This is a genomic window from Sutcliffiella horikoshii (assembly GCF_008180725.1).
In the GTDB taxonomy this organism is placed as follows: Bacteria; Bacillota; Bacilli; order Bacillales; family Bacillaceae_I; genus Sutcliffiella_A; species Sutcliffiella_A horikoshii_B.
Genome location: NZ_VTEV01000009.1, coordinates 72,410 through 87,287, shown reverse-complemented (window position 1 = coordinate 87,287; position 14,878 = coordinate 72,410). Strand labels below are relative to the sequence as shown.

Below are 14,878 nucleotides of genomic sequence, written 5' to 3'. Positions count from 1 at the left end.
CAATGTTTTCGTTTTCAATGCTGTTTCCACTATGCTTCACCTCTCATCTGTTGAAGAAGTTCCTTTTTCTGTTGCTCAATTCCCCATGTCGGCTTTTCAAACACGTAGTCAAACATGTCAGAAGGATCTGCCTTTGGAAAATTCTCCATTTCTTCTATTGCAGTATCGACTTCTTGAGAAAGCTCTACTAACATTGATTCTTTCCAGTCTTCTGTAAACCAGCCTTGATTTTTCATAAAGCGTTCTAATCGAAGAACAGGGTCATTCTCGCGTCTTTTCTCGTTTTCAGATTGATCTCGATATTTGGTTGGATCATCAGCAGTGGTGTGTGCGCCATATCTCCATGTTACCGCTTCAATTAAGGTTGGCCCCTCCCCGTTTCTTGCTTGTTCTAATGAATCCAACGTATGAAAATAAACGGCGAAAACATCATTACCATCAATTCGGACGCTTCTCATATCATAAGCAAGTGCTTTCTGAGCAATTGTTTCGGTATTCATTTGTTTGGATAAAGGGACAGAAATGGCAAAATGATTGTTCTGGTTAAAAAATACAACCGGCGCCTTCAGAACGCTGGCAAAGTTTAACCCTTCATGAAAATCCCCTTCAGATGTTGCTCCATCCCCGAAATAAACGATACTCGCATTATTCGTTCCTTTTCTTTTTTCTGCATAGGCTGCACCTACCGCGTGTGGAAGTTGCGTGGCAATCGGAATTCCCGGTGGAAAAACTTTCTTGCCATTGGCCGGAATACACCCTTCATTTCTCCCATTCCAAAACAAGAGAATATTGCGAAGGGAGTGACCGAACGTCATGGTAGCACCGTGATCCCTATAAGAAGGAAATAGCCAGTCTTCATCCTTTAATGCCAACGCACTCCCTACTTGAGAAGCTTCTTGCCCCTCGTACGGAGCATAGGTACCGATGCGGCCTTGTCGCTGAAGACTAATACATTTTTTGTCAAATGTACGAATTCTAAGTAAATGTCTATACATAGACTTTGCAAGATCTTCTGTGATTCTTTCTTCATATGTGTTATCAAGGATATTTCCTTGATTATCGATAATCTGAATGATAGGAAATTGATTAGTCACCTTATTTCCCCCTCTATTAAACTCGTACCGACCATTTTGGTCGCTTGGAATGGGTAAAGAAGCTGTTCCTTCTGCTTCTGTCTACTAATCTTTGCTCACAGAAATTATTTGCCGCTTCCACCGTCGTAATATTCATTTTCTCTGCTTCTTTATATACATCCATTAAAGAGTTATAGATAGCCATAGTTTTGCGAAGAACACGTTCTTTGTTTGGTTCATATAGTTCATCTGCCACTTGAATCAATCCACCGGCATTGACGATGTAATCAGGTGCATAAAGGATCCCTTTTTCTTGCAGCATCGCACAGTGATGGTTTTCGATTAGTTGGTTGTTGGCAGAACCTACTACCGCTTTTACTTTCAGCTGTTCTATCGTCTGGTCGTTAATGATTCCTCCAAGGGCGCACGGTACAAACACATCTGCATCAACTGAGTAGATTTCATCTCCGCCTACCACTTTGATACCTGCTCCAATCTCTTTCGCTTTGGAGACCAGTTGGTTAATGGCGAATTCATTGATGTCAGATACATAAATGTCAGCTCCAGCATGCATTAGCTGTTCTGCCACTTTTGCCCCAACCTTCCCTAGGCCTTGGATTGCATAACTTTTTCCGTAAAGGTTTTTCGAACCCCATAGTGTAAGGTTTGTCGCTTCAATTCCATATATAACCCCTTGAGCTGTTGGAACAGATGAATCCCCACTTCCGCCATACACCTCATCCACACCTACAATACAATTTGTTTCTTTTAAGGCATGCACGAAATCCTCAGGAGAAGTGCCCATATCAGTACCAGTATAAAATCGACCATTTAACGATTCGACAAATTGACCGAACGCTCTAAATAGTTCTGGAGTTTTGTCTTTATTCGGGTCACCAATGATGACCGCTTTCCCCCCGCCAAAATCAACGTCAGCTGCTGCGCATTTATAGGTCATCCCTTTTGAAAGCCGAAGAACATCATATAAAGCAGCATCCACTGATTGATATGGTTGCATACGACATCCGCCCAAAGCAGGCCCTAACGTTGTGTTATGTATCGCAATTATGGCCTTCAACCCTGTATCTGGATCATTACAAAAAACTACTTGTTGGTGTTGTTGAATTTTATCGAACATCTCCATTCCTCCAACTTCTGAAGTAAGCGTTTTCATATTTGTCAAAGCAACCACCCTTTTTCCATTATTCTTTTAGTCTATCATTGTGTTGATTTTACTTTTTGGTAATATTACTTGCGTAACTTCCCCTTCGCCAACAACTCGATCTTTAGAAAATATTAAGACTTTTGTGATGATGAAGTTCTTTTTAAGACCCACTACCGTTGCTTCTAACGTCAACAAGGTTCCTTCTGTTACCGGTGCCAGATGCTTTACTTTAACTTCTGCACCCATTCCTTCTTCTGTCTCTTCCAAAACCTTTAAAATAATTTGGCGGGACACCCACTCCATGTGATACACCATCGTTGCTGTGGAATACACGGGATGCACTAGTTCCCCTTCAAACTGGGCAAACATTTTGTTGGTAACGGTGATTTGAATGGAATGTTTCGTACCTATGGTTAGTTCCTGCTTCATGTGTTCACCCCAAAACGTATAACGTTTATTCAACGCTATAATAACATTCCGTTAAATGAACCGTCAATAAATTGTAGAAATTTTATAAATAGTCAATCATACATGGTAAAAATTTAAGTTGATTGGTTTATCACCGCTGTTCCTTTCCGCAAATGGCTTCGCTTTCCCCGGGACGGTGCTTGAGCCTCCCTCAATTCGTTGCGGGGTCTCAACACTGTCGCTACCCTCCCGCAGGAGTCTCCGCTATTTGCTCCAATACACAGCTGAAAAATGTATAAATGTTAAATGAATGCTTTTTAATCTACTCCAGTTAAAGTTGCCTTTTCATAACCTCTTAAATTTAAGTAGCTTTCTTGTTGATTGAAGTGGAAGGCGTGCGATTGTCTTTGACTATTTCAATAAGCTTCATAGTGGTGACGATGAGGACCTCTCTACTCCTAATTTCTCGTCTCTGAGGTCTTCATAACGGCGATGAGGACCTCGCTACTCCTGTTTTCTAGTCCCTGAGGTCTTCATATCGGTGATGAGGACCTCTCTACTCCTGATTCCTCGTCACTGAGGTCTTCATAACGACGATAAGGACCTCGCTACTCCTGTTTTCTCGTCTCTGAGGTCTTCATAGTGGCGATGAGGACCTCTCTACTCCTGATTCCTCGTCCCTGAGGTCTTCATAACGGCGATGAGGACCTTGCTACTCCTGTTTTCTAGTCCCTGAGGTCTTCATAACGGCGATGAGGACCTCGCTACTCCTGTTTTCTCGTCTCTGAGGTCTTCATATCGGCGATGAGGACCTCGCTACTCCTGACTCCTCGTCTTTGAGGTCTTCATATCGGCGATGAGGACCTCGCTACTCCTGATTCCTCGTCTCTGAGGTCTTCATAACGGCGATGAGGACCTCGCTACTCCTGTTTTCTCGTCTCTGAGGTCTTCATAACGGCGATGAGGACCTTGCTACTCCTGACTCCTCGTCTCTGAGGTCTTCATAACGGCGATGAGGACCTCGCTACACCTGTTTTCTCGTCTCTGAGGTCTTCATATCGGCGATGAGGACCTCGCTACTCCTGTTTTTTCGTCTCTGAGGTCTTCATAGTGGCGATGAGGACCTCGCTACTCCTGACTCCTCGTCTCTGAGGTCTTCACAACGACGATCAAGAATTACTCTGAAGACAATCCACAATTTGATCTTCTCAAACAATAAAAAAAGAGGAAAATGACCAGGCCATTCCCCTCTTTTTATTATCAACTTAATAATGCTCTGTCGTTAGTCATTGCTTGTCCGCGTATTCGCTGGAATTCAGCTAACAAACGTTCAATAGTAAGAGATTTCTTTTCTTCCTCTCCTACTTCCAAAATAATTTGTCCCTTGTCCATCATAATCAATCGATTCCCAAGATCAAGTGCCTGTTGCATGTTATGGGTTACCATCAATGTCGTCAACCCTTTATCTGCAACAATTTCTTTTGTGATGTTGGTGATCAATTCTGCACGAGATGGATCAAGCGCTGCCGTATGTTCATCTAAAAGAAGAATATCCGGTTCCGTAAATGTTGCCATTAACAGGGACAATGCTTGTCTTTCCCCACCTGAAAGCAATCCAACTTTTGCACTCAATCTATTTTCCAAACCAAGGTGCAACGTCTCCAGAACTTCTTTAAAATATGCTTTTCTCTTTTTAGTGACGCCCATCTTTAATGTGCGATTTTTATTCCGGGAAAAAGCCATTGCTAAATTCTCTTCAATCGTCATCGTCGGAGCCGTTCCTGCCATCGGGTCCTGAAACACTCTTCCGATATATTTTGCCCTTCTGTGCTCTGCCATATAGGTGACATCGCGCCCATCAATTTCTACTTTTCCGGTATCAGGCGTCAGTACTCCTGAAATCATATTCATTAAAGTAGACTTACCGGCACCGTTACTACCAATGATGGTGACGAAATCCCCTTTTTTCAGAGAAAGGTTGATGGTATCAAGTGCATTTTTTTCATCTAGTGTTCCTTCATTGAAGATTTTGTTAATCTGTGTTAAGTGTAGCACGTTGATCCCCCTTTTCATTTGCAGAATGAAGAGTTCCAAGCTTTAACAGCTTCTGTTTCTTCCGCTTTCTATCTTTATAACTTTCAATGAATTTAGGGGTGATAAGTGCCAAAATAACAATCGTTGCCGTTATGGCTTTCAGGTCACCTGTTTCTAAGAATTCTACCCTTAATGCAAGCGTCACGACTATACGATAGATGATGGCGCCACCAATAACAGCAAAAGTGGTCCATGCAATTGTTCTTGTACCGAAAATGGCCTCTCCGATAATAACAGATGCCAAGCCGATGATAATCATCCCGATCCCCATTCCAACATCTGCATACCCGCCATGCTGGGCAATCAATGCACCTGAGAATGCAACCATGGCATTGGAGATTCCCAAACCAAGAATAACTAGTCCGCTTGTATTGGCTGAAAGGCTTCGAATCATCCGCTTATTATCACCTGTCGCTCTGATAGCCAAGCCAATTTCCGTTTTTAAAAACAAATCTGCTAAAACTTTTATCGCGAATGTAACAATCAACATAATGACGATAATTCCCCATGTTCTCGGAACGAAACCGCCTAATCCAATAGATGTAAAGATATTGTTTAAAAACTCATCTATTCCTGTGTTCCCCCACCAGGAACGGATGTTGGTGAAAAAAGTATCACTATTTAATAATGGCACATTGGACCTTCCCATTATTCGCAAATTAATAGAATAAAGAGCAATCATCATTAAAATACCAGATAAAAGTGGATTGATTTTTCCAAACGTATGTAAGGAACCGGTAATACAGCCTGCGATAAATCCTGCAAACATCGCTACCACTGTTGCTGTAACGGGACTATACCCGCTGACAATCATTGTCGCAGCAACTGCAGCGCCAGTTACAAAGCTACCATCTACCGTCAAATCGGGAAAATCAAGGACCCTAAAGGAAAGATATACCCCTAGGGCCATGATTGCGTAGATGATTCCCAATTCAACTGAACCAAAAATTGCTGTTATCATGTCAGAATCATCTCCTCGTTGTCTTATAAACTCTTATTTTTCATCATAAAACTCTGCCATTTCACTCCAAGCATCCTGCACTTCCAAACCTTGAGCTTCTGCAGCATCTGTATTAATTGTTAACTTCAGACTCTGTGGATAGGATACCGGAATTTCAGAAGGGTCTTTTTCCCCTTTTAGAACTTGAACAGCCATCAAGCCAGTCTCATAACCTAAGTCATAGTAATTAAATCCACTTGCTGCCACTGCCCCTGCTTCCATGGAATCAAGATCTCCTGCAAACAAAGGAATCTTTTCTGTAGTCGCCACACTAATAAGCGACTGAATCGCTGATACAACCGTATTATCAGTTGGCATATAGATAGCATCTACTCTTCCAATTAAAGATTCTGCAGCCTGCTGAACCTCTGCAGATGTAGAAACTGATGCTTCTACCAAGGATCCACCTTTTTCTTCAACTAGGCTTTTCACAGCCTCTACCTGAACAACGGAGTTTTGTTCTCCAGTATTATAGATTACACCGATGTTTTTCGCACCAAGCTCGTCCACCATGAAATTAATGGTAGTGGCAATCGCATCAGGGTGTGTATCTGAAGTACCTGTAATGTTATCCCCTGGCTTTTCAAAGGACTCTACTAACTGGGCACCAACAGGATCTGTTACTGATGTAAAAATGATTGGAATATCTTTTGTTGCCTGCAAAGCACTTTGTGCACTTGGAGTGGAGTTTGCAAAAATCATATCTACTTCATCTGCTACAAATTTATCTGCAATAGGCTTGTTATTATTTGGATCTCCTTGGGCGTTTTGAACATCATATTTAACATTCTCGCCTTCTTTGTAGCCGTTGTCTTCTAATGCTTTCTTAAATCCTTCGAATGCTGCATCCAAAGAAGGATGTTCTGCAATTTGGGTAACACCAATCACTACTTCGTCCTTTGCATCCCCGCTTGTTGAGTCGGAACTGCACCCGACCAATAACGCAGCACATGCCATACTAGCCAAAATAGATTTCATCTTAAATTTTTTCATTCTTATCCCCCTTATATATGTTTTTAAGCTACATAAAATTATGTAAGCTTTTGAAACCGTTTACATTATATGTCTATCTATGATGAGTAAAACGTTATTCGTTTTTTCAACGTTATATTACCACCTAAAATCAAATAGTGTCAATATATTCGAAAAATTTAAATAAATATATTATTTTACAATAAATACGCCATTTTCCCCTAAAACCCTTTTTCTTTTTTGTAAATAAAAAAAGAAACCTCTGAGTGGATAAGAGGTTTCTTGCTACTTAAAATTGCGCCATGGCTTTATGAAGCTGCTCTTTTGCTTCTGTCACCATCTGCTCCAATAGTTCACTAACAGTTGGTATCGTATTTATGATACTGGATATTTGACCACCGTTGATAAAACCTTGTTCCAGCTCTCCCTCTACTGCACCTTTAATATGGTGATCTTCGGTAGTCAGCAAATTAAACTCCTCAAGCGTAATCCCTTCCTGCTCTTTTTTAAGGAGCTGGTCTGCATATGGAGTACGAAGAACCCTCCTCACCCTTCCGACAGATCTGCCCACAATGACAGTACCCTGATCGTCAGCTGCTAAGATGGAGTTTTTATAATGACTATGAAACGGTGCTTCTTTCGTTGCAATTAACCTTGTCCCCATTTGCACTCCAGAGGCACCAAGGGCCAAAGCTGCAGCTAGCCCTTTTCCATTCCCTATTCCACCTGCCGCTATTACTGGAATGGACACAGCCTCTACCACTTGTGGTATCAAAGTCATAGTGGTGGTTTCAAGGTTTGAATTGATACCGGCAGCTTCATAACCTTCTGCCACAATAATATCAGCTCCAGCATTTTCTGCTTTTATTGCCTGTTTTGGTGAAGCAACCACACATATGACCGTTATGCCATTTTCTTTTAGCTTTGGAATGTAAGGAGCGGGATTCCCTGCGGAAAGGGAAACAACCGGAACTTGGTGCTTAATAATGAGTTTCAATACCTCTTTTGTGTAAGGAGAAACAGACAGCGCGACATTCACAGCAAAAGGTTTATCGGTAAGTTTTTTGGTTTGTTTGATGATTTCTTCCACGTCTTCCGGCTTCATCGTACCTGCCCCTATTGTACCAAGACCTCCTGCATTGGAGACCGCTGAAGTTAATGGCGCATTACTGATGTTTCCCATTCCACCTTGAATGATCGGAAAGTTTATGTTGAGAATTTCTTGTATTTTATTCATCATTTATTTCACCCCTCGTAAAAATAATGTTATACTAATTTTAATATTTAGACAATAATAATTGGGAGTGAGTGATGAATGATTTATCCTTTTGGTGGGAAGAAACCACAACTTCATGATTCAGTATTTGTAGCACCTGGCGCACGAATTATTGGTGACGTTACCATTGGGGAAGAATCGACCGTTTGGTTTAACGCCGTTCTTCGAGGTGATGAAGGACCAATAACAATTGGGAAAAGATGCAGCATCCAGGATAATGTAACTGCGCATTTATATGAAGGATTTCCTTTGGTGGTGGAGGATGAGGTAACAGTAGGACATACTGCCATTCTTCACGGCTGTACAGTTAGAAAGCGATGCATTGTAGGAATGGGTTCCACTATTTTGGATGGAGCTGATATTGGTGAAGAAAGTATCATTGGTGCCAATACTTTAATTCCTTCCGGTAAAAAGATTCCTCCACGTTCATTGGTCGTAGGGTCTCCAGGAAAAGTTATTCGTGAGTTAACAGACAAGGATTTGGAGCTTATACAGCTATCGATTGATACATATGTGCAAAAAGGGAAAGATTATCTGGAGGAATTGGGAGATTGAGGGACGGGAGTTGCGTGTGGGACCGGGCTAGTATTTAGATGGCCCGGTTTTTTGTTTGTGGTGATGAGGAGCCCTGTGAGAAGGATTAAGGAGTAGAGAGGAATTCATGATATTGATGAAGGACTTCGATGACGAGAAAATAGGGGTAGAGAGGTTCTCATAGACGGGATGAAGACTTCGATGACGAGAAAATAGTAGTAGAGAGGTTCTCATAGACGGGATGAAGACTTCGATGATGAGAAAATTGGGATAGAGAGGTTCTCATAGATGGGATGAAGACTTCGATGACGAGAAAATAGTAGTAGAGAGGTTCTCATAGACGTGATGAAGACTTCGATGACGTGAAAAGAGGGATAGAGAGGTTCTCATAGACGGGATGAAGACTTCGATGACGAGAAAAGAGGGATAGAGAGGTTCTCATAGACGGGATGAAGACTTCGATGACGAGAAAATAGTAGTAGAGAGGTCTTCATAAAGGTGCTTTTTAATTTAATTCGATATTTGATGAATTGATTGATTTTTTGGTTCTGTCTTTTTAGATTGAGTTTGCTTGGTTCTACAACTTTATATTGATTTTGTACATTAAAATATGAAACATCTACACTTTCTTAAGGACCTTCTACCAGAAATAACGAACCTTCTACACTTTCCAGCTGACCTTCTACTATAAATAACGAACCTTCTACACTTTCCAGCCGACCTTCTACCTTTCAACAATAATCGACAACAGTTATGCCAACCATAATAATGTTATGTAAACAAATATCTCAAACACCCACCACCCGAAAACAATAAAAAAAGCACTCCCACCAACCCTAGTGGAAATGCTCCCTTCACTCCATAATATAAGGATGATTCATCACATCATACTTCTTATCCTTCAATTCCAACTCATTACCATCCTCAAAGACCTCTTCAAAAAACCGAGAAGCAGGCTCTGCCAATTCTTTGTAATACTCACTAAACAAAGATGCAGCATGACTGCCCAGCCACATATCTGGCAACAGCTCCTCTGGCAGTCCTGGATCAACGAACAAAAACTTTCTGTATTCATGTACAAGCTTGGTCCGCTCCACGAAACATTCCGCGTCTGTCATTTGGCCTTTCCCAATTTTATTCTTATCGATAATATATTTTTGACTGTATTCTTGAATGAATTGTTGATACCTGCCATTAATCTCATTAAGATCCCAACTTTTCATGACAAGTCGTTCATTTTCAAAAGGCCCGTGATACTCCGAAATGAAAAAGTCTACATACTCTTCTATTTCGTATTTGGAAATTAAATCGTGTACTTGTTTTTCTAGTGAATTGGGTGAAATCCAACAGCTATTTGATAATGTACCAAAGCCACTCCACACCAATTCTTTACGCAATTCATCTCGAACACTTCTTATTTCTTCTGGAATGGTATACATCAGCATGCGCCATTTCCCATCCCAGCTATCGGTCTTCAGCTTGAAAATACGTTTCGCCGCTTCGTCAATTCTCTTCACGCCTCGTTCTGTCAAAAAATAATAACTTTTGTTTCCTTTTTTCTCCGCTTGAACCCATCCCTGCTTATTCATTCGCGATATCGCAGCTCGCACCGCTTGGTCATTATGTCCAAACTCATTTAGTAATTTGATTAAGCTTCCGATCCAAATTTTATTCCCATAATGCCTAACATAATCACCATATAAGGTAAAAATCATTGATCTCGTATTCATTTCCTGCATCCTCTTCCTACTACAAATATCAAATCGTTATATTACACTAATTTAATTTTAACAGAGTAACGCGTTATAGAAAAGGTGGAAATGGAAACGCACCCACACATCCAAAAGCACCTCAAAGAACCATAGAGCATTATGCCCTACGATTCTTGTGGTCTCTCTACTATTGTCGCGATCCCCTGACCTACCCCTACACACATTGTTGCTAGGCCGTATCGCACGTCCCGCTTGTTCATTTCATGCACAAGCGTCGTTAAGATCCTCGCCCCGCTGGCACCAAGAGGATGTCCAAACGCAATTGCCCCCCCGTTAACATTCACTCTACTTGGATCTAATTCTAGTTTCCGTATACATTCAAGCGATTGGGATGCAAATGCTTCATTTAATTCGATGAGGTCAAGATTTCCAACAGACAGACCTGCCCTAGTGAGTGCTTTCCTTGTGGCATATATCGGCCCAATCCCCATAATGGAAGGAGTAAGTCCAGCTGCGGCAGAAGTTACATACTTCGCTAACGGCGTTAAGCCAAGCTCCTTCGCTTTTTCTGCACTCATCAAAAGCAATGCCGATGCGCCATCATTCACTCCGGAAGCGTTGCCTGCTGTGATTGTCGTACCTTCGCCAAAAATAGGCTTCAGATTGCTCAGTTTCTCCAAAGTTGTATCAGGTCGAGGGTGTTCGTCGCAGTCTACAATTGTTTCTTTGCCTTTTCTATCCACAATAGTGACTGGTACCATTTCTTCTTTAAAGCGACCGGATTCCATTGCCATTTTTGCTTTTTGCTGGCTTTCATAAGCAAATACGTCTTGATCTTCACGGGAGACGGAGAATTCTTTTGCCACGTTTTCAGCCGTTTGCGGCATCGTATCTACTCCGTACATTTTTTCAAGTTTTCTGTTTGTGAATCTCCAGCCGATGGTGGTATCCATCAGTTCCATGTTTCCTCGAGGATAGTCCATTTCTGGTTTTGCCATGACAAAAGGAGCCCTTGTCATGCTCTCAGTCCCGCCAGCTATGAAAATGTCGCCTTCTCCTACCATAATGGCCCGTGCCGCATAATTCACCGCATCAAGACCGGAACCGCATAAACGGTTGATCGTAGTCCCTGCAACCTCTACAGGAAGACCAGCCAATAGTGCACTCATCCTCGCTACATTACGGTTATCTTCTCCTGCTTGATTGGCATTACCGAACACGACTTCCTCTATTTCATTGACAGGTACATCTTGGTTTCGTTCTACTAGGGCCTTAATGACAATCGCCCCAAGGTCATCTGGTCGGACGCTCTTTAAAGCGCCTTTATACCTTCCAATCGGTGTTCGGCAAGCATCTACAATTACTACTTCCTTCATAATGGACACCTCTCTCGTTGTTTATTGGTAGTCATAAACTCCTTTTCCACTCTTCCTGCCCAGTCTTCCAGCTTTCACATACTTTTCTAGCAGAGGTGCAGGGCGATACTTTTCGCCTAACTTTTCATGAAGATATTTCAGGTTATTTAAGCGTGTATCCAATCCCACCAGGTCTCCAAGTTCGAATGGTCCCATCGGATAATTGAGTCCAAGTTTGATTGCTTTATCAATCTCTTCAGGTGTACCCACCCCTTCTTGCAACATATAAAAGGCTTCATTTCCTACAAGGGCACTGATTCTGCTTGTCACAAACCCGGGAAATTCATTGACAACCACTGTTTCTTTTCCCATTCGTTCTGCTGCATTTCGGATAAATTCTGCCGTTTCATCGCTTGTTTCCAAACCACGGACAATTTCGACCAATTTCATCTTATGTACAGGATTAAAGAAGTGCATCGCGATCACTTTTTCAGGCCTTGATGTGAAGCTTCCTATTTCAGTTGGACTCATCGTAGAGGTATTGGAAGCAAAATAACAATGTGCAGGTGCTACCTTGTCTATCTTTTCGTAAACGGATTTCTTGATTTCCATGTTTTCAGGTACTGCTTCTATAATAAGATTGGCTTCCTTCACAGCTTCCTCAATTTCTGTAGAATAAAATAGGTTTTCCCTTAATTCTCCTGCTGTTTGATCTGTTAATTTTCCTTTTTCCAACCCTTTGGAGATGATGACCTCTATTTCTTTTCTAGCTCCTGCAAGTTGTTCTTCTTTTACGTCGATTAGCGTTGTATGGTAGCCGCCTAGCGCGCTTACATAGGCAATGCCGCGACCCATAACTCCTGAACCGATGACCACTACTCTTTCCATGTAGGCTCTCCTCCTTCATCATGCTGTAAAAAAAGCAAAGAGGACCATCCCCCTTTGCTCCAAAGATTAAGATTTATTCTTTTTATACACCAAACGGATTGAGCGGACGGTTTCCAAAATAGGAAATGATGCTCTTCGTTTCTGTGTAAAGATCAAGTGTTTCAATGCAAAGCTCACGTCCGAATCCGGATTGCTTGTATCCTCCGAACGGCGTTCCAGGGAATGCGGAGAATGGGCAGTTGACCATCACGATACCTGCTTGAATTTGTTTAGCAACGCGTGTTGCACGGCCGTGGTCTTTCGTCCAGATAGCTGAACCAAGTCCATATTCGCTGTCATTAGCAAGTTTAACTGCCTCTTTCTCATCGCTGAATGGCATAACAACCACTACAGGTCCGAAAATCTCTTCTTTTACCACTTTCATTTCGTGGGTCACACCTGTAATAATAGTTGGCTCATACCAGAAACCATTCTCATAGCCTTCCACTTTCGCCACTTTCCCACCTAAAACGATGTTAGCTCCCTCTTCTTTTGCAGATTGAACATATCCGTCAATAACATCTAATTGACCTTGGTTGATAATGGCACCAATATGGGTTTCTTTTGCGAAAGGATTACCAAGAGAAAGTTTTTTCGCTTTTTCTACGAACTTCTCCATAAACGCGTCATAGATATTTTCGTGAACATACAAACGAGAGCGTGCTTCACAAGATTGACCTGTGTTATAGAATATTCCAAATAAAGATCCGTCTACTGCTGCATCAATGTCTGCATCTTCAAATACTAGGTTAGGAGACTTGCCGCCAAGTTCCAATGTTACTCGTTTAAGCGTTTGGGAAGCTTTCTCCATAATGTCTTTTCCGATTGGAGTAGACCCAGTAAATGCTACTTTGTCTACTTGAGGATGCTCAACCAAGTAGTTTCCAACGTCAGATCCGGCACCTGGGATGATGTTAACAACTCCTTCAGGAACTCCTGCCTCAACGCATATTTCACCTAAAACAATGGCAGTCAGTGGAGTTAACGTTGCTGGTTTTACGACAACGGAACAGCCTACCGCTATTGCCGGGGCAATCTTCCATGCTGCCATCATTAAAGGATAGTTCCAAGGGATGATTTGCGCACAAACTCCTACTGGTTCTTTTTCTGTGAAGTTGTGGAATTGTCCTGGAACGTTATTAACTGATCCACGGTGTCCAACGATAGCGCCTGCATAGAACTCGAAGTCTTCGATTGCTTGCATGACTTGGCCTTGTGCAGCAGAAAGGGATTTACCAGTATCTAAAATCTCTAATTCTACCAGCTCATTGAAACGGGAGCGCATGATAGATGCAATTTTATTTAACGTTCTTGCACGTTTGTTTAAAGGAAACAGTTTCCATTTCCCTTTATCAAAGGCTTGACGCGCTGCTTGAACTGCTTTCTCTGCATCTTCTTTAGAAGCCTTCGCGATCGTAGCAACCGCTTCTCCTGTTGCAGGATTGTAAGTCGTAAACGTCTCTCCTGTCGAACTGTCCATGCGTTGACCTGCGATAATAAGTTGATAAGTGTCTCGTTTCATATCAAGTTGTTCCATTTTTTGCTCTTTAACTGTAGACATACTCTCATCTCCTTTAAGTTTGTATTATCTTCCTTTAAATGCCGGTTTTCTTTTTTCTATAAAAGAAGTAACTCCTTCTTTATGGTCTTCTGATAGACCGGCAATTCGCTGCCCATATGCTTCTTGCTCCAAGTATTCTTCATACGTAACATTCCAACTTGCCTGTATGGATCGTTTAATGAGTCCAATTGCTTGTGTAGGCATGTTAGCAAGTTTGTTTGCAAAAGCTTCTACTTCTTCGTTCCAATTGTCTACTGGAACTACTTTCGTAACAAGTCCAAGGTCTTTTGCTTGATCTGCCTTTATTTTCTCTCCCAATATAGCTAACTCCAATGCTTTTGCAGTACCTACTAATTTAGGGAGAAAATACAGATTACCAGAGTCAGGTATTAACCCGACATGTATGAATGCCTGGACAAAGCTTGCTTTTTCAGATGCAAGACGAAAATCACATGCTAAGGCGAGGCTGAAGCCTGCACCGGCAGCAACTCCATTTACTGCTGCAATAACTGGCTTTTCACATCGTGCCAACTGCTTCATCATCGGACCATATCTTGTACGCAAGACATGCCTGTGATCCATATTTTCATCCACTTCTGCAAGGTCCTGACCTGAGGAGAATGCCCTGCCTTCCCCAGTTATGACAATGGCCCGAACGCTCTCATCCACACTTGCCTGTTTTAATGCTTTGGTAATCTCTTTGTTCATCTGTTCGGTAAACGCATTTAATTTATCTGGCCGGTTCATAATGATCCATGCAACCTGGTTTACTATTTCATATTTAATGGTTTCAAACATGGT

At 41.9% G+C, this 14,878-nt stretch carries 13 protein-coding genes; 1 reads left to right on the top strand and 12 read right to left on the bottom strand.

Features of this window, described 5'->3' with window-relative positions:
* Positions 1–29: 29 nt before the first annotated feature.
* The 7 genes from pdhA to FZC76_RS19300 form a co-directional block, all read right to left on the bottom strand.
* Positions 30–1,094 (bottom strand): pyruvate dehydrogenase (acetyl-transferring) E1 component subunit alpha, encoded by a 1,065-nt coding sequence (gene pdhA, locus FZC76_RS19330; RefSeq protein ID WP_148989811.1) that lies wholly within the window; start codon positions 1,092–1,094, stop codon positions 30–32.
* A 16-nt stretch (positions 1,095–1,110) separates the two neighbouring features.
* Positions 1,111–2,247 carry a Leu/Phe/Val dehydrogenase gene (locus tag FZC76_RS19325; protein ID WP_010193997.1) on the bottom strand — a complete coding sequence of 379 codons (1,137 nt, stop codon included), beginning with the start codon at positions 2,245–2,247 and terminating at the stop codon, positions 1,111–1,113.
* A 36-nt stretch (positions 2,248–2,283) separates the two neighbouring features.
* Entirely contained in the window at positions 2,284–2,667 is a 384-nt protein-coding gene (locus tag FZC76_RS19320) for a thioesterase family protein (protein ID WP_148989810.1), read from the bottom strand.
* 1,239 nt (positions 2,668–3,906) lie between these two features.
* Positions 3,907–4,701: an ABC transporter ATP-binding protein gene (locus tag FZC76_RS19315; protein ID WP_148989809.1), complete on the bottom strand. Its 795-nt coding sequence runs from the start codon at positions 4,699–4,701 to the stop codon at positions 3,907–3,909.
* Positions 4,679–5,701 carry an ABC transporter permease gene (locus tag FZC76_RS19310; protein WP_148989808.1) on the bottom strand — a complete coding sequence of 341 codons (1,023 nt, stop codon included), beginning with the start codon at positions 5,699–5,701 and terminating at the stop codon, positions 4,679–4,681. The genes FZC76_RS19315 and FZC76_RS19310 overlap by 23 nt, the downstream gene beginning before the upstream one ends.
* A gap of 33 nt (positions 5,702–5,734) precedes the next feature.
* Entirely contained in the window at positions 5,735–6,733 is a 999-nt protein-coding gene (locus FZC76_RS19305) for an ABC transporter substrate-binding protein (RefSeq protein ID WP_148989807.1), read from the bottom strand.
* Between the two features lie 268 nt (positions 6,734–7,001).
* Positions 7,002–7,949, bottom strand: coding sequence for an NAD(P)H-dependent flavin oxidoreductase (locus FZC76_RS19300; protein WP_148989840.1), 948 nt, complete (start codon positions 7,947–7,949; stop codon positions 7,002–7,004).
* A gap of 78 nt (positions 7,950–8,027) precedes the next feature.
* Here FZC76_RS19300 and FZC76_RS19295 point away from each other — a divergent pair, with 78 nt between their 5' ends.
* Positions 8,028–8,543 (top strand): gamma carbonic anhydrase family protein, encoded by a 516-nt coding sequence (locus tag FZC76_RS19295; protein ID WP_148989806.1) that lies wholly within the window; start codon positions 8,028–8,030, stop codon positions 8,541–8,543.
* An 833-nt stretch (positions 8,544–9,376) separates the two neighbouring features.
* Here the strand turns inward: FZC76_RS19295 and paaX are convergent.
* The 5 genes from paaX to FZC76_RS19270 all read right to left on the bottom strand — a co-directional run bounded on the left by paaX (position 9,377) and on the right by FZC76_RS19270 (position 14,875).
* On the bottom strand, positions 9,377–10,252 hold the full coding sequence (gene paaX / locus FZC76_RS19290; protein WP_148989805.1) for a phenylacetic acid degradation operon negative regulatory protein PaaX: 876 nt from the start codon (positions 10,250–10,252) through the stop codon (positions 9,377–9,379).
* A gap of 146 nt (positions 10,253–10,398) precedes the next feature.
* Entirely contained in the window at positions 10,399–11,610 is a 1,212-nt protein-coding gene (gene pcaF, locus FZC76_RS19285) for a 3-oxoadipyl-CoA thiolase (RefSeq protein WP_148989804.1), read from the bottom strand.
* Positions 11,611–11,631: 21 nt separating this feature from the next.
* The gene (locus FZC76_RS19280) at positions 11,632–12,477 is read right to left on the bottom strand and encodes a 3-hydroxyacyl-CoA dehydrogenase (RefSeq protein ID WP_148989803.1); all 846 of its coding nucleotides are present in this window, start codon (positions 12,475–12,477) and stop codon (positions 11,632–11,634) included.
* Positions 12,478–12,559: 82 nt separating this feature from the next.
* On the bottom strand, positions 12,560–14,077 hold the full coding sequence (locus FZC76_RS19275; RefSeq protein ID WP_148989802.1) for an aldehyde dehydrogenase family protein: 1,518 nt from the start codon (positions 14,075–14,077) through the stop codon (positions 12,560–12,562).
* A gap of 24 nt (positions 14,078–14,101) precedes the next feature.
* A complete protein-coding gene (locus FZC76_RS19270) occupies positions 14,102–14,875 on the bottom strand; it encodes an enoyl-CoA hydratase-related protein (protein WP_148989801.1) in 774 nt (257 codons plus the stop codon).
* Positions 14,876–14,878 lie beyond the last annotated feature (3 nt).

Coding starts and splice junctions, on each gene's coding strand:
- FZC76_RS19325 (WP_010193997.1), bottom strand. CDS start 2,247: ATGAAAACGCTTACTTCAGAAGTTGGAGGAATGGAGATGTTCGATAAA.
- FZC76_RS19320 (WP_148989810.1), bottom strand. CDS start 2,667: ATGAAGCAGGAACTAACCATAGGTACGAAACATTCCATTCAAATCACC.
- FZC76_RS19310 (WP_148989808.1), bottom strand. CDS start 5,701: ATGATAACAGCAATTTTTGGTTCAGTTGAATTGGGAATCATCTACGCA.
- FZC76_RS19305 (WP_148989807.1), bottom strand. CDS start 6,733: ATGAAAAAATTTAAGATGAAATCTATTTTGGCTAGTATGGCATGTGCT.
- FZC76_RS19300 (WP_148989840.1), bottom strand. CDS start 7,949: ATGAATAAAATACAAGAAATTCTCAACATAAACTTTCCGATCATTCAA.
- FZC76_RS19295 (WP_148989806.1), top strand. CDS start 8,028: ATGATTTATCCTTTTGGTGGGAAGAAACCACAACTTCATGATTCAGTA.
- paaX (WP_148989805.1), bottom strand. CDS start 10,252: ATGAATACGAGATCAATGATTTTTACCTTATATGGTGATTATGTTAGG.
- pcaF (WP_148989804.1), bottom strand. CDS start 11,610: ATGAAGGAAGTAGTAATTGTAGATGCTTGCCGAACACCGATTGGAAGG.
- FZC76_RS19280 (WP_148989803.1), bottom strand. CDS start 12,477: ATGGAAAGAGTAGTGGTCATCGGTTCAGGAGTTATGGGTCGCGGCATT.
- FZC76_RS19275 (WP_148989802.1), bottom strand. CDS start 14,077: ATGTCTACAGTTAAAGAGCAAAAAATGGAACAACTTGATATGAAACGA.
- FZC76_RS19270 (WP_148989801.1), bottom strand. CDS start 14,875: ATGTTTGAAACCATTAAATATGAAATAGTAAACCAGGTTGCATGGATC.